The 21,852-nt window shown below is 59.6% G+C and carries 22 protein-coding genes and 1 tRNA gene; 20 read left to right on the top strand and 3 right to left on the bottom strand.

The genetic code is table 11. The features are described 5' to 3' along the window. Positions 1–8: 8 nt before the first annotated feature. From QEZ49_RS04120 to QEZ49_RS04195, 16 genes are all read left to right on the top strand, one after another. Positions 9–1,307 carry a site-specific integrase gene (locus QEZ49_RS04120; protein ID WP_280384476.1) on the top strand — a complete coding sequence of 433 codons (1,299 nt, stop codon included), beginning with the start codon at positions 9–11 and terminating at the stop codon, positions 1,305–1,307. A 699-nt stretch (positions 1,308–2,006) separates the two neighbouring features. Next, positions 2,007–3,035 (top strand): DUF3987 domain-containing protein, encoded by a 1,029-nt coding sequence (locus tag QEZ49_RS04125; RefSeq protein WP_280384479.1) that lies wholly within the window; start codon positions 2,007–2,009, stop codon positions 3,033–3,035. Then, a complete protein-coding gene (locus tag QEZ49_RS04130; RefSeq protein ID WP_280384480.1) occupies positions 2,965–3,975 on the top strand; it encodes a DUF3987 domain-containing protein in 1,011 nt (336 codons plus the stop codon). Before QEZ49_RS04125 ends, QEZ49_RS04130 begins: the two co-directional genes overlap by 71 nt. Positions 3,976–4,205: 230 nt before the next feature. Beyond that, positions 4,206–4,958, top strand: coding sequence for a hypothetical protein (locus QEZ49_RS04135; protein WP_280384482.1), 753 nt, complete (start codon positions 4,206–4,208; stop codon positions 4,956–4,958). A 448-nt stretch (positions 4,959–5,406) separates the two neighbouring features. Continuing rightward, positions 5,407–5,886, top strand: coding sequence for a terminase small subunit (locus QEZ49_RS04140; RefSeq protein ID WP_280384484.1), 480 nt, complete (start codon positions 5,407–5,409; stop codon positions 5,884–5,886). Between the two features lie 245 nt (positions 5,887–6,131). Beyond that, positions 6,132–6,389, top strand: coding sequence for a hypothetical protein (locus QEZ49_RS04145; RefSeq protein ID WP_280384485.1), 258 nt, complete (start codon positions 6,132–6,134; stop codon positions 6,387–6,389). A 10-nt stretch (positions 6,390–6,399) separates the two neighbouring features. Beyond that, complete coding sequence (locus tag QEZ49_RS04150) at positions 6,400–6,729, top strand: hypothetical protein (protein ID WP_280384487.1); 330 nt, start codon at positions 6,400–6,402, stop codon at positions 6,727–6,729. A gap of 3 nt (positions 6,730–6,732) precedes the next feature. Beyond that, positions 6,733–6,999, top strand: a complete 267-nt coding sequence (locus QEZ49_RS04155; protein ID WP_280384489.1) for a hypothetical protein — start codon at positions 6,733–6,735, stop codon at positions 6,997–6,999. Then, positions 6,999–7,847: a hypothetical protein gene (locus QEZ49_RS04160; RefSeq protein WP_280384491.1), complete on the top strand. Its 849-nt coding sequence runs from the start codon at positions 6,999–7,001 to the stop codon at positions 7,845–7,847. Before QEZ49_RS04155 ends, QEZ49_RS04160 begins: the two co-directional genes overlap by 1 nt. Positions 7,848–7,850: 3 nt before the next feature. Continuing rightward, positions 7,851–8,945 carry a hypothetical protein gene (locus tag QEZ49_RS04165; RefSeq protein ID WP_280384493.1) on the top strand — a complete coding sequence of 365 codons (1,095 nt, stop codon included), beginning with the start codon at positions 7,851–7,853 and terminating at the stop codon, positions 8,943–8,945. Positions 8,946–8,948: 3 nt separating this feature from the next. Continuing rightward, positions 8,949–10,802, top strand: a complete 1,854-nt coding sequence (locus QEZ49_RS04170; protein ID WP_280384495.1) for a hypothetical protein — start codon at positions 8,949–8,951, stop codon at positions 10,800–10,802. Positions 10,803–10,811: 9 nt separating this feature from the next. Continuing rightward, positions 10,812–11,033, top strand: coding sequence for a hypothetical protein (locus QEZ49_RS04175; protein WP_280384497.1), 222 nt, complete (start codon positions 10,812–10,814; stop codon positions 11,031–11,033). Between the two features lie 9 nt (positions 11,034–11,042). Next, positions 11,043–11,819, top strand: coding sequence for a hypothetical protein (locus tag QEZ49_RS04180; protein WP_280384499.1), 777 nt, complete (start codon positions 11,043–11,045; stop codon positions 11,817–11,819). A gap of 225 nt (positions 11,820–12,044) precedes the next feature. Beyond that, positions 12,045–12,965 (top strand): hypothetical protein, encoded by a 921-nt coding sequence (locus QEZ49_RS04185; protein ID WP_280384501.1) that lies wholly within the window; start codon positions 12,045–12,047, stop codon positions 12,963–12,965. Positions 12,966–13,209: 244 nt separating this feature from the next. Further along, positions 13,210–13,413 (top strand): hypothetical protein, encoded by a 204-nt coding sequence (locus tag QEZ49_RS04190; protein WP_280384503.1) that lies wholly within the window; start codon positions 13,210–13,212, stop codon positions 13,411–13,413. A gap of 82 nt (positions 13,414–13,495) precedes the next feature. Next, on the top strand, positions 13,496–13,936 hold the full coding sequence (locus QEZ49_RS04195) for a hypothetical protein (protein WP_280384504.1): 441 nt from the start codon (positions 13,496–13,498) through the stop codon (positions 13,934–13,936). 95 nt (positions 13,937–14,031) lie between these two features. Here the strand turns inward: QEZ49_RS04195 and QEZ49_RS04200 are convergent. Both QEZ49_RS04200 and QEZ49_RS04205 read right to left on the bottom strand, forming a co-directional pair. Then, a tRNA-Val gene (locus QEZ49_RS04200) sits at positions 14,032–14,106 on the bottom strand. Between the two features lie 164 nt (positions 14,107–14,270). Then, positions 14,271–15,278: a hypothetical protein gene (locus tag QEZ49_RS04205; protein ID WP_280384506.1), complete on the bottom strand. Its 1,008-nt coding sequence runs from the start codon at positions 15,276–15,278 to the stop codon at positions 14,271–14,273. Positions 15,279–15,519: 241 nt separating this feature from the next. On the opposite strand from QEZ49_RS04205, the gene QEZ49_RS04210 reads away from it, so the two are divergent. Continuing rightward, positions 15,520–17,913: an MMPL family transporter gene (locus QEZ49_RS04210; RefSeq protein ID WP_280384507.1), complete on the top strand. Its 2,394-nt coding sequence runs from the start codon at positions 15,520–15,522 to the stop codon at positions 17,911–17,913. Positions 17,914–18,075: 162 nt separating this feature from the next. On the opposite strand, the gene gph is transcribed toward QEZ49_RS04210, so the two are convergent. Further along, on the bottom strand, positions 18,076–18,816 hold the full coding sequence (gph, locus tag QEZ49_RS04215) for a phosphoglycolate phosphatase (protein ID WP_280384508.1): 741 nt from the start codon (positions 18,814–18,816) through the stop codon (positions 18,076–18,078). A 126-nt stretch (positions 18,817–18,942) separates the two neighbouring features. On the opposite strand from gph, the gene QEZ49_RS04220 reads away from it, so the two are divergent. The 3 genes from QEZ49_RS04220 to QEZ49_RS04230 all read left to right on the top strand — a co-directional run bounded on the left by QEZ49_RS04220 (position 18,943) and on the right by QEZ49_RS04230 (position 21,812). Beyond that, on the top strand, positions 18,943–20,388 hold the full coding sequence (locus tag QEZ49_RS04220) for an NAD-dependent succinate-semialdehyde dehydrogenase (RefSeq protein ID WP_280384510.1): 1,446 nt from the start codon (positions 18,943–18,945) through the stop codon (positions 20,386–20,388). A gap of 183 nt (positions 20,389–20,571) precedes the next feature. Then, complete coding sequence (gene rpiA, locus QEZ49_RS04225; protein WP_280384511.1) at positions 20,572–21,285, top strand: ribose-5-phosphate isomerase RpiA; 714 nt, start codon at positions 20,572–20,574, stop codon at positions 21,283–21,285. Then, positions 21,282–21,812: a DUF2059 domain-containing protein gene (locus QEZ49_RS04230; RefSeq protein WP_280384513.1), complete on the top strand. Its 531-nt coding sequence runs from the start codon at positions 21,282–21,284 to the stop codon at positions 21,810–21,812. Before rpiA ends, QEZ49_RS04230 begins: the two co-directional genes overlap by 4 nt. The last annotated feature ends 40 nt before the right edge of the window (positions 21,813–21,852 follow it).

A 21,852-nucleotide genomic window follows, 5' to 3' on the forward strand; every position in this document is an offset into this window, starting at 1 on the left:
GAGCACACGTGGATCTGAGAAGTCGAAAATCGCACCGGATTGAGCGTCTCACCAAGGCCGCCATCGAGTCCCTGCCACTTCCGCCTATTGATGCTGAGGGAAACCCTTCAGCGGTCGAAATTGCAGACCCCCTCCGCAAGAGTCTCTACCTGATCGTCCAGTCCAGCGGTCATAAGTCATGGGCTGTTCGCTATCGCCACAACGGTAAGACCCGCAAACTGACGCTCGGCTCATGGCCTGCCATTGATCTTGCTACTGCGCGTGATCTTGCGACCCGCGCCTTGCGTGCAGTGGCCGAGGGGCGTGACCCGCAAGCTGAAAAGCTGGAGGCACGCCGGCAGGCGCGCACTGACTTGTTCCCTGATGCAGCCCGGCAGTTCATCATCCGTTACGCCGAAGGCCGCAACAGATCGTGGGACGATCAACTGCGTCTGTTGGGGCTGCGGCTCAACCCCGAAAAGCCCGATGACATAGACCCGGCTGTTCGGCTTCTGGTTGCTGATGGTTTTGCTCAGCGCTGGGCAACCAAGCCAGCGCGCGACATAACCAAAAAGGACGTAATCGACGCGCTAGACGCGCTGAGCGACGACATATCGCCCATTGCCGCCAACAGACGACTGACGTTGCTCAAGACATTTTTCAACTGGGCTGTAAGTCGAGACATCTTACCGTTCAGCCCTGCGGCTGGGATCAAGCCGCCGGCTCCGGAAAGCTCCCGTGACCGGGTTCTGTCTGCTGAGGAAATGCGCTGGGTTTGGTCGGCGACGGACGCCATGGATGACCCGTGGCAGTCCTTTTTCAGGCTGTTGCTGCTGACAGCGCAGCGCCGGGATGAAGTCGCCGGCATTCGTAAGTCCGAGATACACGGCAACACGTGGGTGATCCCCGCAGAGCGCTCGAAAACCAAACAGGAGCATGCAGTTCCGCTGGTTGGTTCCGCAGCGGAGATTATCCAACGGCTCAGTGCATCGGCTGACGCAGATTGGTTGCTGACCACGACGGGGAGCGGCCCAATCAAGGGCTACAGTAAAGCGAAGGCCGCCCTGGATGCTGCCATTGCAGCAATCACAGCGAAGGAGCGTCCCGACATCACAATGCCAGGTTGGACGTTACATGACTTGCGGCGCACCGCGACGTCAGGCATGGCGGCAATCGGTGTCGATCCGCACATTGCCGAGCTTGTGCTGGGGCACCGCGGCGCGCTCAAAGGTGTTGCGCGTGTATACAACCGTCATTCCTATTTGCCGGAGAAGCGCGCTGCGTTGGTGGCTTGGGATGCGCACATTGCGTACCTCCCGTTTGTGTGACCGGCGGCTATCGTCAGTCGCCTAACTGCTTCAGCTCGGCATCAATCGCCCCGATCCGTCTCTGATCTTCGGCCGTCGAGCTGTCCTTCGCTGGCGCTTGGCTCACAATCGCATCCCTTTCTGCTCGAAGACGGGCGCGGCGTGTTGCCTTCGGCTCAAGTGATCCCGAGGGAGCTGGTCGGAAGGTTTTTCTCGGATCGCCAATGCTGTGGTCGCTCATCTGTTTCACCTGTAAAACCGGCCAAAAACGAATTTCATTTATTGTTCTAAGGGTGTCTGTTCGGCAGAGTTATAATAATAAAGAAAACGTCCGAAATGATTAGTGCTTGTGAATCATCTTGCGAACATTGAGTGAATGCCGTAAATGCAAAAGGCCTGCCGTTTCGTCGACGGCAGGCCTTTGTTTGCTCGAACTGTTGGCTGCTGAACTGTTCGATGTCGAAATGAGAAATGCAGTTGGATTACCGTAGGTCCGGTGTCGCATTGTATAAAGGCTCGCTTTCTGTTCCGCAAGCCCTATTTGCGATGATCTCAACGCCTCAGGTTCGAGCAGCAAAGGCCAATGTTGGCTTATGTGCACGAATTATGAGGCTTTTCGTTTATGCAGAACGGTTCCTTTTGTTGTCGGTTTTGTACGGCACTTGTTTTTGTTTTGTTGACTGCTTTCACGCCTGAAATGGTCACCTCAGAGGTGGCGGCATGACGGGCGTGCATCAAGCCCGAGCGCGCTTTGATGCCGGCTCCGTTGCGCTCGACTACAGTGCTGCGCCGACTACGATTGAGGGTATTAGCGAATTTCTCGACGCTTATTCCGAGGACGGGTGGCCGGGGATGCCGCTGTCGTGGGATTCTATCGCTGCTGCGCTGACTGAGCTGCCACCTAGTTTCGGAGATCCTTACGGCTGTTTTGGCGTCGCAGAGCGCACCTACTTGCTGGTCGGGAGAGTGCTCCACTGGTGGGGCCATGCATGCGCTGACGCGTTAAGCGCGTGGACTAAATACACGGCGCAAGACCGTGTCCTCTTCTTGGACGCAGGAGGAGAGGTAGGGCTGCGCGCACAGTGGGAACAATTTGAAACGCACAGCACCGATGAACGGATGTACTGGGAGCTTGAGACGTTGCTCACGATGGCCTGCAACGCATGGCGCCTGGGCTACTCGATCAAACAGAACTCGGTCAGTCGTCCGGACGAGGTTGTTGGCGACTGGTCAGAGCCGATTGATTTGTTCGGAACCGCTACCGCGAGCAAGCCGGCTACACTGACGCCTGATATGCTCCCTTTCGCTATCCGAGGGTATGCCGTCGACCAAAGCGAACGAATGGGCCTTGAGCTGGCCGCCATTGCAATTCCTGCACTCACTGTGGCGGCTGCAGCAATAACCGACGATCTCCAGATCCAGCATCTTCGCCATGATCACACATGGCTGGAAAGCGCGAGGCTGTGGAGCGTCATGATCGCTGAGCCAGGCAGCACAAAGACGCCAGCCATGAAGTCTACGATCAAGCCTCTGGAAGAGTTGCAGGCCACATGGAGCAAATCTTTCGCTAACGAGTGGGCGCGCTATCGAGCCGACAAAGACAAGGGGGGCGACCCAATTAAACCTGTCGAGCGGGCGCGCAATCGCCAACGAGTTTACAATCGAAGCGTTGGTGCCCGTGCTCAGCGAGAACTCTCGTGGCCTTCTCGTTTTCTGCGACGAGTTGTCGGGACTCGTGGGATCGTTTGATGCGTACAAGGCGCAGGGCGTGAAGAAGGATCGGGCTGCGATGCTAGAGCTTCATAACGGTGGCCCGAGGCGAGTGGATCGAAAGTCGTCCGGCAACACGCTTGTTCCAAACTGGGGTGTCTCTCTCATGGGAGGCATTCAGCCGGACAAGCTGCAAGCGATGGCTAGCGGCCTTGTCGACGACGGCTTCCTTCAGCGTGCGCTGCTCTATGAGGGCCGGCAGACCGGAAAACGGTTAGACCGGCTGCCGGATGCTGCCGCCCTTGAAGCTTATCGGGTGCTCATTGGCAGGTTGGCAGCGATCAACGAAATGTCGTCGCCGGGATGCGTGGTAATGCACGAGGACGCCCATCAGCACCGCGAGCGCGTCGACATGCTGGTCGAAGCGTTTAAGAGCATGCCGACGACGCCAGCGGCTCTGAAGCAGCATTTTTCGAAGTGGCCGGGTCTCTTTGCTAGATTGGTGCTTACACTGCATGCTGTCGAAACGGTCGACGCGGTCGGTGGAGTCGGGGCAGTGGTTTCCGAAGGTACTGCGAAGCGGGCGGCCGATCTGATGCTCTGCTTTTTTCTGCCCAATGCACTAACGATCTATCAGCAGTTCTTTGGAGGCTCAAACCCCCGTGCCGATCACGCGCGTTGGGTAGGTGACCATATCCTTGCGCACGGGCTCGCGAGTATTACGGCGCGGGATGTTTGCCGGGCCTATGGCAAGCTATCGAAAGATGAGAAGGCGCTAAAATTGACTATGGCGGATCTCCAAGCAGCAAATTGGCTCGGAGAGCCGGACTACTCGCATCGGGGCTCGGTGCGCTGGGCAGTAAACCCAGGCGTGCATGCCATTTTTGCTGAGCGAGCGAGAGTTGAGGGGCATCGCCGCGAGGCAGTAAAGCGGAAAATTCTGGAGAGCCGGGAAGTCATCAAACAAGCGCTGAACTAGAGCAGTGTCGTAACTGTCACTTGCGCGCGCGAAAGGAAGAGAGAAAAAGAGCAAGAGAGAGAAAATGGCGTTATTCTCTCTCATGCACGCAAGTGACAGTTTTGACAGTTTGATCGTCCGTCGCCCACACCCGGTCATACTGGGTTATAGGAGAGCGGCTGAGATCCAGCGGCGATCCCCGCTCCAAGCCGGACTTGCCGCCTAGTTTTTTATCAATTTGGATTTTTCGCATGAACCCCAAATCTTGGCCGGTGCCGTTATGGTTCGGTATTATCCTCACCGCACTATGGCTGGTTATTTCAGTGGCCTACCTGTCTCAGAAGAATGTTTGGAGCCTTCAGCCCAATGAAGCCGGAGATCTTGCCGCGGGCATAAGCGCGCCGCTCGCATTTCTTTGGCTCGTGGTGGCAACGTTCTTACAAAAGGAAGAACTTAGCCTTCAGCGCAACGAGTTGAGGGAGAGTCGGGAGGCCCAACAAAAGCAGGCTCGAGAAACGGAAAATCTTGTCAGGCAGAACATGGCTGCCGTGGACGTCGCGAAGTCGACATTGTTTGAAAACCAGCAGCAATGGAAGGAGCAGCAACTTGCGCGACTGATCGATTCAATTGGTGAGTGGATTGTAGCAATTCGGTTGGAGGCATTACTTCAGAGAGGCGACCAGGAACTATATTTGCTTGGATATGGATCTGCGGAGGCTAACGAGGTGATTCGCAGAGCGGTGGATGCTCTGGCTTACGCTATGCCTTTAAAAGCAAATGACTCGCTTGAGAATAGCGCGCTTATCCAACCAGCGTTGAGGAAGATTCTCAGCGCAATCGACGCGGTGCTGGTTGAGTTCGTCGACGAACCCTCTAACGACGGCAAGTCCAAGTTTCCGGACATCGAGATGCGCGTTGAATTCATTAAGCTGAGGCAGTTGAGGCGACAAATAGAAGAGCTGCTTATGTGGCTTGGTTTTGCAAGACCGTTGTTCGATCTCTAGTAGCCGTGTGTGTGTTTCTAATCGGCGCCAGTCTATCTTAAAGCAGCCCCGGTCGTTCCGGCGCAATCGCATGGAGAATGCGGCTGACGGGTCTGTATTTTCCATAAGATAGATTATGCGAATGGCCTAATGGCCTGAAAAACCCAGCATTTTCCGATGTTTTATGCGGCCATCCCTGAAGGGGTGGGCACCCCTCCCCAGCAACTATTGGCGCCGCTAGGCCCCATCTGAGTCGCGGCTCGCGCGGGGGCTGCACTGTCCTTTTCTTGGCAGTTTTCAGCACAACTCCACTGGGCAACCCGAAGACTACTGGCCTGTGTTGCTGTGAACCAATCCGGTAAATCATTGAAAATACTATAGTAAGAGAATAATTGCATTGACAACATCGTCTAGCGCGTGCCATAAAAGGGTTAATAGTCAAGTATAGTTGCATTCGGTGTTGGTTGATATGTTTGATGCTGGCGATAATAGACATGAAGGTGAGGCGTTTAATCCTGATGAAGCGGCAAGAACACTTGGCTTGACCGCAAAGCAGCGTAAACTTGCTGACGCGATACTGTCTGGCATGAGCCAAACGAAAGCGGCGATAGTCGCCGGTTATTCGGGCGAGCACACAACTGCAACCGCGTCGAAGGCGGCCAACTCAGAACGGGTCAGATCATATCTTGCCTGGGCCCGCGCAAGCGGCGCGGGCGTTCCGGATGAAGTCTGCTCTGACGACGAACTTCTGAGGCTTCTTTCCAGGAAAGCCCGCAACGGCGACGCCAACACGGCCATTAAAGCTGCTGAAGCGTTGGTGCGACTGAAACGGCAGGTACAGACGGAGGAAGCCGCGAAGCCCGTCGACCCTGTGAACTTGATCGCGCGGATGGCGAACGTCGGCCCCCCGGGTGGATTAGGGCGAAACAGTCGCCCGTGTGTTGGCTGAGATGTGCTCGATCAACTGGTCGAAGATCGAAAGCCGGCTAGCCCTGCACCCGATGCGCACGCCAGACGCGACGCGCATCAGCCGTGGCTATCCGAAGCCGGCAGACCAGCAAACAGCGGCACAGCCGCCCGACCTGTCGGAACGCCGCGAAGCCCGACCTGAACCTGCAACAGACTATTTCGAGCCCAACATTGTGGACCCCGACGGATCGCGTCGGATGCAAAGCGTTTTTGGAGAAAACTGAGATGGGAACTGCACCTCAGGGCATCCGCTTCCCAAAGCCGCTGGCGCCGCATCTGAACTTTGTTCCTGCCGGCCGCGGCCGAGTGCTGGGCGAGCTGACCGGCCCGGAAATTGTGGAACTGGGCCAGAAGCTGAAAGTCGCAGGCGTAAGTCACGAGCTGGGACGGCTCGGCAACGCTGAAAAGGTAGCCGCGCATCTTGGCGCAGTAGCTGATGAAGCAGGCCGCCGCGCGGTGGCCGAACTGATCAAGACGGTATGAGGCGCAAGCGATGGCAGTGAAGTACAAAAGCCGGCTGACGGAAACGGCCGTTTTCTCAGGTGGTGATCCCAGGGTTTCAACGGCAGCCGATATTCGCGGTCGCCGTGAAGCTGATCAGATCGGTGGCGATCTGGCGGGCATCGTGCTGCCGAACGGCAAAACGCTGGGCGAGTGCAGCAACAGCGAATTGATCGCGCTGGGGGCCGATCAGGGCGTTGATGGTGTTACCTCGGATGCGAGCCGAACGGCCAATCTGCAGGCATGGACCCGGTTTCTGGTCGACCTTGCAGCCCAGGGGCTGTCCAAGCGGACGCCCCGGAAGAAAGCGCCGAAGGGATGACCGATGGCGCCCACAACGTTGCAAGCAGCGCTATTCGAAGCAGATCTGCTCGACCGCGTTAGCAAGTTTGATCGCTCGTCCGCAGCCGAGTTCTGCGCCGCCGTGTACCGCGATTTGCATCGACTGAAACGGTCGGTTGCTTTGCTGGAACAGCGGGGCGACACTTCTGTTTACGCGGCGAAAATTGATTTTCAATTCTGCAAGATCGAAGCCCAGGGCGCTTGTGATGCGGCGCTTGATTACTGGGCTCCAGACGGGAGGCCGCACTGATGGCCCTTGGAACAATTGCCGGCGCGATTGCATCCGCTGGCGTAAGCGCTGCGGCGCAGAAACTACTCGGTGGGAAGAAAGCGGAACCCAACGTAGTTGCGACGAATCCATTCGCATTGCCGGAAGTGCAGTCGACGTTGAATCGACTGTCGAACCCGACTGTCGCCGGATTCTCAGGTGGTGGGCTCACTGGCTCGTTTGCAAACGGGCAGGCCAGCGTGACGGCTGACCCGACCCGAAGCGGCATCGTGAACAACATTGCGGGGCAGTTCGGGCTTCAGCTCGAACGCCTCAATGCGCTGGCCACACAGATCGCTCCTGGCTATAGCAATATGCGGACGCAGGTTCTGGGCGATCTTGAGAACCAGCAAAAGAGCGCGATAGGCGATCTGCGCCAGAACCTTGCGAACCGGCGAGTGCTGGGATCGAGCTTTGCTCAAGACGCGCTCACTCGGGCTAACGCGACGTTCGCCAATCAGCGTTCGCAGGCGTCGGCGGATCTGTTCATGAAGGAACTGGAAACAACGCACGCGCTGATCACCGAACAGACGCAAGCCGGTGTGAACCAGTTCCAGACGCATCTGACCGAAGCCAATCTGGAAGCAGGCATCGCCGGTCAATTAGCGACTGAAGCGTCCAATGTCATGAACCAGGCCGCGCAGATTCAGGCCCAGCTCGTGGCGTCTCTTGCAGGTCAGTACACAACGGCGAGCACGACAGCATCGGTCAAGAACGCGGACCTTGCTGCTCAATCAGCGACAGGCACCGGAACCTTTTGGAGCACACTTGCCCAGCCCGTTGCCGGCGCGGTTGGCGGTGAGATCACCAATCTGTTCGACAGGAAGTAAGACATGGCTATGAACGGGCATGCTCTCGGTGGAGCCGCACAGGCGATCCAGGCGGATAACGTCCTGAAGTTAAAGCGAGACGAACAGGCACAACAGACCGCGCATCAGAATGCAACGCTGGCGCTTGAAGAACGCAAGCTGGGCGCATCTCAGCGGGGCGCACTGTTGAAACAGGCCGCAGGCGTTGTCGATGGTTTGCTCAAAACGATTGGCGACACTGCCACAGCGTTCAGGAACGCAGGCCATGGCACGGACAAGACCACGGCGGCCGTTGCACCGATGGTTGAACAACTGAAGGGGATCTATGCCAGCGCCGGCATGGACCCGGCGCCCGCGCTGTCACAGATACAGGCGATTGTCGGAATGCCAGTGCAGCCCGGGACCGGCGACCAGAAAGACTATCTGTTTTACCAGCAGCAGGAACAGGCAGCCGGCCGTCCGGCGATGTCGTTCAACGAGTTCACTACGCAACAGAAGAAAGCAGGCGCGTCGTCAACAAACGTCACTGTTGGCGGCGAAGCTGCATTTGCGAAGACGCTAGGTGAAGGCGCTGCAAAGGATCTGATGGCGCGCCGAGAAGGTGCGCAGGATGCAGCGAAGTCGCTTGAAAGCACATATCAAGCGACTTTGCTGCTCGATAGCGGTGTGATTACGGGCACTGGCGCTGATTGGCTGTTGAAGGCTGGAAAGACGCTGCAGCAAGTCGGGATCAATCTTGCTCCTGATGCCATAGCAAATACCGAAGCGTTCGCAGCGCAGCGTGCCCAAGAGGTTGGGCGCGTCATCAAATTGTTCGGTGCAGGCACAGGTCTGTCAGATGCTGACCGAGAATATGCGCTGCAGGCTGCGGCCGGCAAGATCACGCTCAACGAGCAATCAATCCGACGCATTCTCGATATCAACAGTCGCGCGGCTCGCAACGTGCTGACGTCATACAATGCGGACGCGTCGCGAGTTGACACCAACATCGTGCCTTTCGACTTGCGCGTCGCAGAGCCTCCTGAGCCGGCCAAGCCGCCTGTTACCAAGGTGATCAACGGAAAGACCTACTGGCAACACGATGGCAAATGGTTTGATGCGCCTCCGGGGAGCCAGTGACCGATGGCGGAAATCACTGATCCCGAACTTCTGGAACAGCTCAACAGCCCGGTTGAAGTCACAGATCCCAAACTGTTGGCACAGTTGAACGGCGAGCTACCGCCACCGCCAACAACAACAGGCGATGAGCCGGAAGCCTTCACTGCAACGTTCCTGCCTTTCAGCTTCGATCCGGCGAAGGACAGGGGTCACGACGAAGCCGTGAAAGCATCGGGAATGGCTGGTCCAACTGCGGGGCGTTTACCTGCCTACCTTGCTGCGCGCGGGCTTTCGCTGGCAGTTCCGAAGTTTATTACCGACACACTGGAAGCAAATGACCGCGGCATCGCCGGCGGCTATGCAACCGGTGAAGACGGCAACCGTCAGCGCGCGCAGGATGCGTTGACGGTTGCCGGTTCGATGATCGGTTTGCCGCCCGGCGCATCGGCAGCCGCAAAAGTAATACCGGCAGCTGTGAAAGAGATTCCCGCGGTAGCAGGTGGACCGGCGACGCACGGCGCCGTCCCTGTTGCTGCGGGTGTTGGAAGCCGTGAAGCTGCCTTACAGGCAGCCGAGCGAATTGGTGTCGACGTGCCACGGGCTGCTGCTGGCGGTTACGTTGCGCGTTCGACAGGTGCCGCGCTACGCGATGTGCCGGTTGTCGGAGATCCGCTTGTTAAGGCAAGCGAACGTGCGCTCGTCCAGATCGAAGGCGTGGCAAACAAGGTCGCTGACGATCTTGGCGGTAGCAGCACGTTGTCGGCAGGCTATGCTGCGAAAGACGCCATCACGGGATGGATCGAAGCCGGTAGTAAAGCGGATGCAGCGGAAATTTACGCACCTGTTCGGGCGCTGATTAGCGACACGAAAGGGCCGCTGACGAGTGCATCGTTTGTTGCGCAACAGATCCGCTCTCACGCTGAAGAGATAGGGCTCAAGGCACCGTCTGTTGTGCAAGAGATCGAACGCGCTGCCGCTATGGGGGAACGCAGCTTCGATCAGATCCAGCGGCTGCGAACTGAGATTGGCGACCGGATGTCCGGCGCCATTGTTCCGGAGCCTGGGCAGAACGAAAAGGCGCTCAAGGCGCTGTACGGTGCGCTTAGCGAAGATCTTGATGGCCTGGCTGCGAAAGCCGGCGACAAAGCGAAAGCGGCTTGGAGCCAGGCCAATGACGTGTTTCGCCGGCAGATTGCCGACAAACGCAAGAAGCTCGTCAAAATCGTGGACGTCGACGGCGAGGCAAACGCTGAAACGGTTGCTCAGCGTCTGACGCAGATGGCAGCCGCAAAGCGTGGCGCTGACATCGAGCGGTTACGTGCTGCACGCGAAACGATGGGCGATGACGCCTGGGGCGAACTGGGCAGTGCGGTTGTAGCCAACATGGGCCGATCCAAAGACGGTTTCTCGCTGGCACGCTTCCGCACCGACTACGCGAAGCTCAGTGGTGACGGCAAGGCGCTGTTGTTCACCCCGGAACACCGGCAAGCGCTCGACGATATTGCGACTGTCAGCAAGAGCTTCGAACAGCTCGACCGTCTGGCCAACCATTCCCGCACAGCGGTAAGCGGTTCGATTTTCGGCGCTGGGTATGCCGCTATCACCAGCCCGATGCAGGTGCTGGCCAGCATGCTTGGCGGGCGTGCACTCGCGACCGTTCTTGCCCGCCCAGCAACGGCAAAGTCGACGGCAGCTTACGCCAGAAGTTGGGCCGCTGCTGAAAAGACGCCAACGGAAGAAACCTATCTTGCGCTGGGCGCTGCATCGCGACGTCTGCGAGACGCTTTGGAGCGTGAACGCATCCCAGTCTATCCGGGTGTGAATGCTCTTCTGACTGATCGGGTCACTGCGACGGACGACGCAGACGAAACACAATGAGGAAAACGGATGTCCGACGATAATTCTGAATCCGCAACTGCCAAGAACGCCGTTTCTTCGGCCATCGAACAGATGAGCGACGAACATGCGGCCGAGGTTGCAAAGCTGGTTGCCGAAGATCAGGCGCGCCGCCATCAGGACGTGCGCGACCGCGAAACGGTCTCACACGGCAGTGACAACGAAGCGCGTGAGACGATCAGACGGCGCTTTGGTTACACGCCTTCATTCTGAGGATTGCGCATGACAGATCAGAACACTCAGTCGAGCGACGTCGCGGCTGAAGCGCCGGGAGCATCCATTAATCCCGTCGACGACTTTGCTGCGCTGCTCAACGAATATGATCGTTCCGTTGAAAGCTCAACGGCGGGTGCTGCTGCATCGGCGCCGATGCCTACTCAGTCAACGGAATCAGCTGCTGACGCTAGCCAAGTCACCGGCAAGGCAAGTGGTGGTGCCGCCGACCCAGTTCAGCAACAGTTCCGAGACATGATCGAGCGAGGTGAGTTCGATGAACGAAACGCCCGTATCAGTCAGCTTGAAGGATTTGCACACGAAGCCGCGGCTTTCATGCAGACGCAGCATCAAGCACAGGTCGAAGCGGCGTTGCGCGCTCGGGACAAGGCCGACGCGGAGGCCGTTTTCTCGGAAGCTGAGACGATTATGGCGGACTTCCCACACGTCAACATGGACGTTCGAGCGTGGCTGAAGAACGAGTTGGATCTGAACGCAGAATTAGCTCGGGCGTGGGAAGGCAGACATGAGAGTAATGAAGCAATGCGGCACGCGCGTTCAGCTGTAGACCGCGCTCTCAAGAAACTGCATCTGGCCGCGAAGCGGGAAGGGGAGCGTATCGCTGGATTGCAAGACACAGAAGATCGCGCGGTTGTCACGGCGTCGGTTGTCCGTGGCGGCGAAAGTGGGCCTCCGTTGGATAAGCCCGTAAGAGTCGGAAAGCTATCTGACGATGATTTGAAAAAGCACATGCGCGACAAGCACGGCTACACGCCGCACTTCTGACCGAAGGCCGCGCATCTGCAGACCAAACGGGGCGCAAAGCGGTTGCAGCCGCCCGGCGCCCCTTGATCAGCACCTATGATGGTAGGAGCTAACCCGGTGAAGAATTTTCGTTCATTTAGCGACACACGCCAAGATAAAAATTGCCGACACAACCAATCCAAGTGTTTAGGCAGCCGTAGTTCATACGGCGACACAGCTTCCCGACTTCTCGTTGTCTCTGCTGCCGTGCTTCTGGTTGTCGCCAGCGCGGGTTTCGGAGCGCTGTTTGCGTGGCAGACCGGTAGCCGAAATGGCATCGCGCTCGGTGTGCTCTCGGTTGCGATGGCTCTAGGCCTCGAAATGGCCAAGCCGTTTGCGGTGAGCGGAGCATTGGGCTCGTTTCGAAGGTTCCGCATCATAACAGGCATCGCGCTGTTATCGGTCGGGCTGTTGGCTGTGGGTTATTCGCTGCAAGCCGAGTTGACATATATGTCGGCGGCCCGCGGAGATCTGGCTGCAGCGCGGGCCACGGACGCGGCAGCCGTATCCCGTGCCGAGGCGCGTTACATGGCGGCTGTCGACGCGTTGGCCGAACTGAAGCCGGCCGGCACTTCCAAGAGCGCCACGGCGGCGTATCTGGCGCGCCGGGAAGCACTGGTCACTGAAGTGAGAAATGCTGAAGTGGACCGCAGGGCGGCGCCGGCAGAGATCGTGGCGGACCCAGGGGCAGATGCATTGGCAACTTACTCGGCTGCGCTGGGCTTCCAGTGGGATGCTCAGCAGCTGGGAAAATGGTTGCCGCTTGTCGGTGTGCTGGCTCTTGAGATCGGCGCGGCATTTGCCGTTGTGTTGGTCCAATCAGTGGCGCCGGCTGGATCAGGCGCTGGGCCAGCGGTGACGCAACAGGTGGGCCAACAGACTATCGGCAGTCCGGATGTTGCGGTCCAGGACCAGCCGGCGGGGTCTGCCGAAACAGCCCGTGAACCGGGTAATGACGGCCCTGGCGGACCAGCTGCCCGGCGCGGGCTTACTGAGGTGCTGGCTGCTCTTCAGACTGGTGTGCATCAAGGTTCACAGCGGACCATTGCCCGAGCGCTGGGAACCTCGAAGTCAACGGTATTGCGAGCCCAGCGTATGCTTGAGACACAGCAACTGAGAACCGCATGACGTTTTGGGACGTCGCAAGCGGTTCAGCTCCCGATACGCCATTTTCGAATCGGGTTGCGGTTGTGATTTGAACAACGGATCGAAGCGGCGTTGCTGCGGCGTCAACAACGCAAGAGCGATGGGGCTGCTGTTGCTGAAATCGCAACGAATTGCGGGCAATAACGCAACCGCATGATTGTAGAAAAATCAATAAAAACAGTGCATTATGGCGTTATGTTAAATCAGACAAGAGAGAGCATGAGCCATGGCTTCAATCTTCCAGTGCCGCCTTGTAGACGTTGAGATCCTGTCTTTCACTTCGATCCTCGATACACCGCTCCGTGATCTGCCGGGTACTGTGTTTGCTATCCGCTTGTTTGCGGGTCTCGACAACGAAACGGGTCTCCAGATTGGTCCTGTGTCGATCTACTTCTCGCGGGCCGAAGCTGACGCCTTGGCTTCACTCTGACTTTTCGGTATCTCACCCTTACGGCATCGCGCCAACCTACCTCAGCATCCGGCTGGGGTGGACGCTTCAGGGGGAGAGTCCCATGCGCGATCACGAATTGGATTCCGCTTCAAGTACGGCGGATTTGGTTGCGGAAGTCGAAGGTGTCGTTGCCGCCCTGCGAGGAGCCGCGGTCACCTTGGAGAAGTTGGCCCAGCTTCTGAAAGACCGGCCTGCCGCCAATCCGCTCTATGAAGTGTTTTTGACCGGCGAAGAGTTGTCGGCACGGTGGCGCCTCAAAGAACAGACGCTGGCAAACCAGCGAGCCGCCGGAGAAGGCATCCCCTACACGAAGCTGCCCAGTGGCTCCATTCGCTACAAGCTGGCTGACATTCTGGAAGCCGAGCGGGAGGGGCATAAGGGTTTTACCTGGTTCGCCCTCGAAAAGACTATTCGGAGGTTCCCCGGACTGGGCCCGAACACCCGTATCGCCCTTTGCAATTTTCTGCGGATAGAGAACCGGCCACGGTTGCCGCGGCGGTAGCATTCCAGAAGGATCAGCTGTTACCTGTATCAGTTTCCAGGTAACAAAACGCTGCCAGGAAGCTTGAGAAAAACGCCGTAAGTCATTGAAAACAATGGTGGGCGGTACAAGGATTGAACTTGTGACCCCACGCGTGTGAAGCGTGTGCTCTACCGCTGAGCTAACCGCCCATCCCGGCTGGATAAATCGCGATGCCGGTGCGCGAAGCACTCAACGTCGGCCGGGCGGCTCTTATGCGAGCCACGGGGCTCGACTGTCAAGCCTCTGTAAAAAAGAGGCTGTTGCCCGGCGCGTTAGGCGCCATTTGACGACGCCCGCGGGTTAGTGACCCTAGTTAGGGCAGCAGCTCGAACGAGCGCGCGATCTTGGGGAACTCGCCATCCACAACAGCGGCATCCTTCGGCGTGGCGATGCCAATCAGGCGATAATAGCCGCCATCGGGGCCGAGCAGCAGCGCTTGGTAAAGCTGAATTGGGCGCCCGTTGTCAGCGTCTGTCGCCGAGGCGGTCAGTTCGAATCCGCTGAGACCGCCGATGGTAACCGGGGTGGGCTTGCCGGGTTTGAAGTCGGCGAAGCCCGGCAAACTGCCCAGTAGTGCTACCGACTGCTTTGCAGGCTCCTGCAGCACGCGTTTATCGAGCGACGGCGCCACCATGAAGGCCGTGCGGGTTTCGCCAACCCGCTCCGGTTCCAGCCGACCGTCGAGCGTATAAAGCTTGCTGGTGCCGACCACGCGCCCGGCCTCCTTGAACGGCCCCAGATAGGAGAGCGCGTAAAGATCGCGGACGGCTGGCTTTTCGGTTGTCTTGGCGGTGGCGAGAACCTGTTCGATCTCTTTCGGCTTGATGCTGCCGTTGTCGAGCGAGCGCTGGGGGACATTCACCGAGACGAGCACGGTCTGATCGTCGGTGCGGAATAGCACGAAGAACTTGGCATAGTTGCCCGCCTCCGACTTCTGCTGCGCGCGCATATAAACATGAGGCCCGCTGCGAGCCAGATTGCCGGAGGTGACGTCAGTGATGCCGCGCTTGAGCAACTCCTGCGCAGTGAAGCCCTGCGCCATCTTGTCATACTCTTTCGCAGGCGCCTCAAGGATGACGTAGGTCACGCCGGAGCGCTCGTTCTGGAAGCCAGCGAACAGCGGCGAGGGCGTATATTCTTCCGGCAGGTCGAGAACGACACGGCTGTTTGGCGCCTGCTGCGGGGTGGCGTTTGCTGAAACCGCAGCAAAAAAGGCGCTCGACGTTATCACAAGCGCGATCAAAGCGTTGCGCGCGTGCCACGGATAAGCACGCCGAATACGATAAAGAGGCTGCGTAAAAGGCAGTGCTTTTGGAAGCATGGAAGAGTATCCGACCCGATTTCTCGGGCGAAAGGAACGGTTTGTTGCGGCCATAATGGGGCGCGGCAAGCGGATTGTGCGGGCTGCACTGGGGCCTTCACAGGGTATCCGGCAAATGCAACCATCCGCCCGCGCCGCTTGATTCCGCACGGTGCCCAGCCGACTTTCCTGGACGGAACAACACACCGGCGCAGCTGAGCGTAGCCAAAGAAGAGCGATAGCAAGCGCCGACGGGGGAACCATGGATAGCGACAGGGAAGAGCCGCGTCGGTTTATGTATTCGTTCGGGATTGATCGTCTCGGACTGGTCGCACTTAAGGCGCCATATGTTTCGGCGTTTCTCATTGCGGTGCTGACGGCGCTGGCCGCCTGGAGTGCGATGAATCTGAAGGTGGATGATTCCCTTTCGGAGCTGTTCCGCACCAATACCGAAGAATTCCGCCGTTATGAGGAGATCGATCGGCGCTTCCCTTCCAGCGAATATGACGTGCTGGTTGTAGTTGAGGGCAAGGATCTGCTGACCCGCGAGCGGCTGGAGACCTTTGGTGGATTGACCACCGAGCTCCAGCTTGTCGACGGCGTTTCCGGTCTCGTGTCGATGATGTCGGCGCGCGACAAGCCGGATGCAAATGGCTATGCGCCGCCGCTGGTGCCGGATGAGATGCCCGAGGATGACGCGGCATTCGCCGGCATCGTCAATGCGCTCAAATCGAACGACATCGTGAAGGGCAAGTTCCTCTCCGACGACGGTGAGCTGGCGATGATCGTCATCGCGCTCGACCGCAAGATCGTTGAGGAGCGTGGTTCCGCTGCCGTGATTGGCGAAATCAATGAAGCCGCCTCGCGCGAGCTTGAGGGCACGGGGCTTTCGGCCAAGCTCACCGGTGCGCCGGTGATGCAACTTGAAATCCGCAACGCGGTGGAGCGCGACCGCTTTGTCTATAACGGTCTGGGCTTTCTGGTCGGCATCGGCATTGCGTATCTGTTCTTCCGCCGCCTGTCGCTGACGTTGATTGTGGTAGCGGGGCCCGCCATCGCGATCCTGTGGACGCTGGGCATGATCGGGGCGATGGACTTCCGCCTCAACCTGTTCATCAACGTCATCACGCCGCTGATCCTGGTCTCGGGTTTTTCAGACTCCATGCACCTCGTCATGTCGATCCGGCGTGACGTGCTGGCCGGGATGAACCGCTTTCAGGCTGCGCGCAATGCGGTGCTGGATGTGGCGCCTGCGTGTTTGCTGACGGCGATGAATGCCTGTCTTGCGATCATTTCGTTCCAGTTTGCGGATAGCGCGCTGATCCGCACCTTCGGCATCGCCGCGCTGATGGCGGTGTGCATTTCCTATCTGGCGGTTGCGGTGGTGGTGCCGACGCTGGCGGCGCTGCTGGTGCGCGAGGAAAAGCAGCCGGTTGCCGCCGTCGCCGATACGCACGGCGACGAAACCGGCGGTGTCGGCAAGCTGCAGCACATCACCGATGGCATCGTGCGCACTGTGGCCAACAACGCCACGGCGTTCTTCGCCGCGTCGGTGATTACGGTGATCCTGTGCGGCATCGCCTATACACAACTCAAGCCGCATTACCGCCTCGCCGATCAGGTTCCCGACAAGGAGCAGGCGCTGGCTGCGACCGGCCGCATCGACGAAAAGCTGACCGGCGCCAATCCCGTGCACATCATGATCCGCTGGACGGGGGATCAGTCGCTGTACGATCCTTCGACGCTGGAGGCGATTGCGCAGGCCCATACCGCGGTGGAGCAGCGCGTCGGCCTTGGCAACGTGTGGTCGCTGGAAAGTCTGCGTCGCTGGTTGGCGGCTGCGGGTGATGCCAGCATCGAGAACGTGAAGAAATACGTCGGCATTCTGCCCGATCACCTCGTGCGGCGGTTCATCTCCGCCGACGAGAAGGCTGTGCTGGTAACGGCGCGTCTGCCGGACGTTGATGCCAGTGAGATCCTGCCCGTGGTGGACCGGCTCGACGCCGAGCTGGAGCCGGTTCGGTTGGCCAATCCCGGTTATGAGTTTTCAGTGACCGGCCTGCCAGCCATCGCGGCGCGCAACTCTGCCGGGCTGATCTGGGAGCTGAACTGGGGCCTCGTCGGCGACATGTTCGTGATCTTCGTGTTCTTGGGCTTTGCGCTGCGGTCGGTGCTGGTGGGCTTCTCAGCTGTTATGCCGTCGCTGTTCCCGATTTTCGCGACGGGAGCCATTTTGTGGGCCACGGGACAGGGATTGCAGTTCGCGTCGATTGTGGCGATCACGGTAGCGTTCTCGCTGGCGATCGACTCCACCATTCACTTCCTCAACCGTTACTGCCTTGAGGAAGACCGCATGGGGCCGAGCGCAACGCCCTACCAGGTGCTGATGAGCGCTGCCCATCACATCGGGCCGCCCGTGGTTCTGACCACCATCGTGCTGGCGCTTGGCCTCGGCGTAACGATGCTCTCGCACCTGCCGTCGCTGCGCCTGTTTGGTGAACTGGCGGCGGTGTGTCTGTTCGCGTCGCTGATCGGTCAGCTTGTCATTTTGCCGGCGGCGCTGATGGTGGGTCGCAAGCTGTTTCCGCGCCGGGATCGCGACGGCGCCGCGCCGCAGTCAGATGAAGCGGCGACGTCGGGCTCGGTCAGCTCGTAAGGGCTGTCACGCTGCACACACAGGGCAGCTCCATGAAGCGATAGACAAACGAACGGGCGCCGCAGATGCTGCAGCGCCCGTTCGGCGTTCTAATGGTCGATGTGAAACGTCAGCGGTGTCGCTCTGTCCGGCGCACCGCGCCGAGCCCCATTGAGCGCGCGCTCAATGGGCGACGGCGCGCGCCAGACGTGAGCGTTCGTCAGCGTCGGCGGTGGCAACGTTCGTCTGCTGCCTGCGGGAAACCAGCATCCCGATGGCCTGTTCCAGCTCGGCAAAGTGTTCGATCACGGCATCGGGGCTGAAGGCCTGCACCGGCGTTTCCGTGTAGCCGAAGGTGACACCGATAACCGGAACGCTGGCAGCTTTGGCGGCCGCGATGTCGACGTTGGTGTCGCCGACCATGATGGCGTGCGATCTGTCACCACCGGCCAGAGCAATGGTGCCGAGCAGTGCGCCGGGATCGGGCTTGGAAACCGGAAACGTGTCGCGTCCGGCAATGGCGGTGAAGTAATGCGTCATGTCGAGGGCATCGAGCAGGCGCTGCGCCATGCCTTCCATCTTGTTGGTGCACACAGCCAGCCGCACGCCTTCCGCGCGCAATTTCTGCAACGCCGGCACGACGCCCGCAAACGGCCGGCTGTCGGTGGCGATATTGGCGCTGTAGAAATCGAGATAGCGTTTCAGCAGTTCTGCGCGCTCAGCTTCGCTCAGCTTTTCGCAGGCGGGCCCGATGGCCTTTTCGATCATGTGTTTGGCGCCGTGGCCGACAAACGGGCGCAGCGTGGCCGCATCAACCCGAGGCAGCCCCAAATGGTCCAGCACGTGATTGGTGGAGGCGATGAGATCGGGGGCGCTGTCAACCAGCGTGCCGTCAAGGTCGAAAACAAGGGTTAAATCGGTCATGGACCCTCGGTTGACAGAATTCTGCGGCGCCGGTGCGGCGAAGCGACGGGGCTGTTCACCTTGCAACCCCGGGGGGTGCATCCTAGACAATGCTTTCCCAGCCTGCTGTTGCTAATCGGTGCCGCCATGGACAAAAAGGTCATCACGCTTCTCAGGACACAATGCTTCATCGACGGGGCGTGGGTCGGTGAGCCGCGTATGCCGGTCATTGATAAGGCCACAGGCGCAGAAATCGCGCGTGTGCCGGACCTGGGCGCAGCGGACGCGGAGCGCGCCGTCGAGGCTGCCCACCGCGCATTTCCCGCATGGTCGAAGCTGCTGGCCAAGGAACGCTCGGCGATCCTGCGGCGCTGGTTTGAGCTGATCGTGGAACATGCCGACGAACTTGGTCTGCTGCTGAGCCAGGAGCAGGGCAAGCCGCTGGCGGAAGCGCGCAGCGAAATCCGCTATGGCGCGGCCTATGTTGAGCTGTTCGCCGAAGAGGCAAAGCGCGTGTGCGGCGAGGTGATCGCCACACACAAGAAGGATGCGCGCGTGCTGGTGTTGCGGCAGCCCATCGGTGTCGTCGGTGCAATCACGCCGTGGAATTTTCCCTCGGCCATGATCACGCGCAAGGTTTCGCCCGCGCTTGCTGCCGGGTGCACCGTGGTGGTGAAGCCCGCCGAGGACACGCCGCTTTCAGCTCTCGCACTGGCGGAACTGGCGCAGCGTGCCGGTGTGCCGAAGGGCGTGTTTAACGTCGTGACGACAAGCGATCCAGCACCCGTTGGTCGTGTGCTGACGGAAAGCCCGCTGGTGCGCATGATCACGTTCACCGGTTCTACCGAGGTGGGCAAGATCCTGATGCGGCAGGCGGCCAGTACGGTGAAGCGTGTCGGCATGGAGCTGGGCGGCAACGCGCCGTTTATCGTGTTCGATGATGCGGATCTCGACCGCGCGATAGCGGGCGCGATGGCGTCGAAGTTCCGCAACGCCGGCCAGACTTGCGTGTGCGCCAACCGCATTCTGGTGCAGGACGGCATCTATGATGCATTCGCAGCCAGGCTTACCGAAGCTGTGCGCGAGCTTCGCGTCGGGCCGGGCACTGAGACCGGTGTAACGGTTGGCCCGCTCATCAGCAGCGACGCGGTGCGCAAGGTCGAGCAGCACGTGGCCGATGCGGTGGCGCACGGTGCAAAGGTTGTGATTGGCGGCAAGCCTGCTCCGATCGGCGGCAATTTCTTCGAGCCAACCGTGATGACCGGCTGCACGACGGACATGCGTATCGCGCACGAGGAAACGTTCGGGCCGGTGGCGCCTCTGTTTCGTTTCTCCACCGAGGAGGAAGCGCTGCGGATCGCCAACGATACGCCGTTCGGGCTCGCCGCCTACTTCTTCTCGCGCGACATGGGCCGCTGCTGGCGCGTGGCGGAGGCCCTGGAATACGGCATCGTGGGTGTCAACGAGGGCATCACCTCGACCGAGATTGCGCCGTTTGGCGGCCTGAAGGAAAGCGGCATCGGCCGCGAGGGCTCGCACCACGGCATCGAGGAGTTCCTTGAGATGAAGTACACGCTGATGGGCGGCCTCTGACGGCGCGTTTTGGCGCAACGTCGGTGCGGTGTATTTGCCGGGGAATTAACAGTTTGCAGGGATAGGCAACTCAGGCGTCGGCGGCTTTGCCTGGCGGCGCCCGCTGACGCGTTTTCCTTGCCTATTGAGCGCGGGCCGCGTACGGCAGCGCAATGCAAACGCCAATCTCTGGGGAGAGCCACGATGAGCCAGGATGCCTTGAAAGTCGCAGCGGCTGAGCAGGCGCTGGAATACATCGAAGAGGGCATGCGCGTCGGCCTGGGCACCGGTTCGACGGCGGCAAAGTTTGTTGAAGCTCTCGGCCGCAAGGTGGCGCAGGGCTTCAAGGTGACGTGCGTGGCGACCTCGGAAGTCACGCAGGCTCAGGCGCTGGCACTGGGCATTCCGATGTCGACGCTGGACGATCAGCCCTATCTCGACATTACCGTTGATGGCGCCGACGAGATCGATGGCGCGTTGCGTCTCATCAAGGGCGGTGGTGGTGCGTTGCTGCGCGAGAAGATCGTTGCGGCGGCATCGGGCGGCATGATCGTGATCGCGGACGCATCCAAGCAGGTTGAAACGCTGGGCGCATTTCCGCTGCCGCTGGAGGTGGTGCCGTTCGGTCTGGCCGCAACGCGCAACATGATCTCGGCGCTGGCGATGGATGTCGGCTGCGAGGGTGATATCCGCATGCGCACGCTGTCGGATGGCGCGCCGTTTCGCACCGATAGCGGCAATCTCATTCTCGACTGCCATTTTGGCCGCATCCCTACGCCGGAAGAACTGGACGAGGCGCTGAAGCTGGTGCCGGGCGTGGTGGAAAATGGCCTGTTCATTGGCATCGCCGATCTTGCCATCATTGCAGGCAGCGACGGCTTGACGGTTATCGGCGCTGAGGAAAGCGACTTCCCATGATCTCCAGCAAATTCCGCGCTTCAGGTTTTGAGATGCGTCGTTCACTGACGGCGTACGTGGTTGCGCTCGGCGTGTTGGTTAGCGCTGCAATGATCGCGGGCGTTCCGGCCTATGCCGAGGACGCCGCCGCTGGCCTTGAAGCACAGCGCATCGCCGCCGCCCATGAGTTGATGGAAGTGACGGGCGTTAATGCGCAGCTCGACGGCATGGTCGATATCATGTCGCAAGGCTTCCGCAAGGGAGCTGGCGATGCGGGTGGTAAAACTGCCGCCGATAAAGCGGGTGAGGAATTCGACCGCTTCATGCAGCGGATGCTTTCCTATCGTCAGGCGATGCTTGATGACTTTGCCAAGATGTACGCGGATCGCTTCACGCTGGAAGAACTGCGCGCCGTGACCGAGTTCTATCGCTCGGATGCGGGACAGAAATTCATCAAGGCGATGCCGGAACTGATGCAGCAGGGTGGCCAGCTTGGCATCAAGTACAGCCAGAAGGCGCTGCAGGACATGAAGGACGCCAAGCCCTGAGCGGCAGGTGACGGCACCAGGCGAAAGATGGCGGGCAAGC

Origin of the sequence: Hyphomicrobium sp. D-2 (genome assembly GCF_029872155.1) — a bacterium.
GTDB lineage: Bacteria > Pseudomonadota > Alphaproteobacteria > Rhizobiales > Hyphomicrobiaceae > Hyphomicrobium_A.

Coding starts and splice junctions, on each gene's coding strand:
- QEZ49_RS04125 (WP_280384479.1), top strand. CDS start 2,007: ATGACGGGCGTGCATCAAGCCCGAGCGCGCTTTGATGCCGGCTCCGTT.
- QEZ49_RS04135 (WP_280384482.1), top strand. CDS start 4,206: ATGAACCCCAAATCTTGGCCGGTGCCGTTATGGTTCGGTATTATCCTC.
- QEZ49_RS04140 (WP_280384484.1), top strand. CDS start 5,407: ATGTTTGATGCTGGCGATAATAGACATGAAGGTGAGGCGTTTAATCCT.
- QEZ49_RS04145 (WP_280384485.1), top strand. CDS start 6,132: ATGGGAACTGCACCTCAGGGCATCCGCTTCCCAAAGCCGCTGGCGCCG.
- QEZ49_RS04150 (WP_280384487.1), top strand. CDS start 6,400: ATGGCAGTGAAGTACAAAAGCCGGCTGACGGAAACGGCCGTTTTCTCA.
- QEZ49_RS04155 (WP_280384489.1), top strand. CDS start 6,733: ATGGCGCCCACAACGTTGCAAGCAGCGCTATTCGAAGCAGATCTGCTC.
- QEZ49_RS04160 (WP_280384491.1), top strand. CDS start 6,999: ATGGCCCTTGGAACAATTGCCGGCGCGATTGCATCCGCTGGCGTAAGC.
- QEZ49_RS04165 (WP_280384493.1), top strand. CDS start 7,851: ATGGCTATGAACGGGCATGCTCTCGGTGGAGCCGCACAGGCGATCCAG.
- QEZ49_RS04170 (WP_280384495.1), top strand. CDS start 8,949: ATGGCGGAAATCACTGATCCCGAACTTCTGGAACAGCTCAACAGCCCG.
- QEZ49_RS04175 (WP_280384497.1), top strand. CDS start 10,812: ATGTCCGACGATAATTCTGAATCCGCAACTGCCAAGAACGCCGTTTCT.
- QEZ49_RS04180 (WP_280384499.1), top strand. CDS start 11,043: ATGACAGATCAGAACACTCAGTCGAGCGACGTCGCGGCTGAAGCGCCG.
- QEZ49_RS04190 (WP_280384503.1), top strand. CDS start 13,210: ATGGCTTCAATCTTCCAGTGCCGCCTTGTAGACGTTGAGATCCTGTCT.
- QEZ49_RS04195 (WP_280384504.1), top strand. CDS start 13,496: ATGCGCGATCACGAATTGGATTCCGCTTCAAGTACGGCGGATTTGGTT.
- QEZ49_RS04205 (WP_280384506.1), bottom strand. CDS start 15,278: ATGCTTCCAAAAGCACTGCCTTTTACGCAGCCTCTTTATCGTATTCGG.
- QEZ49_RS04210 (WP_280384507.1), top strand. CDS start 15,520: ATGGATAGCGACAGGGAAGAGCCGCGTCGGTTTATGTATTCGTTCGGG.
- gph (WP_280384508.1), bottom strand. CDS start 18,816: ATGACCGATTTAACCCTTGTTTTCGACCTTGACGGCACGCTGGTTGAC.
- QEZ49_RS04220 (WP_280384510.1), top strand. CDS start 18,943: ATGGACAAAAAGGTCATCACGCTTCTCAGGACACAATGCTTCATCGAC.
- rpiA (WP_280384511.1), top strand. CDS start 20,572: ATGAGCCAGGATGCCTTGAAAGTCGCAGCGGCTGAGCAGGCGCTGGAA.
- QEZ49_RS04230 (WP_280384513.1), top strand. CDS start 21,282: ATGATCTCCAGCAAATTCCGCGCTTCAGGTTTTGAGATGCGTCGTTCA.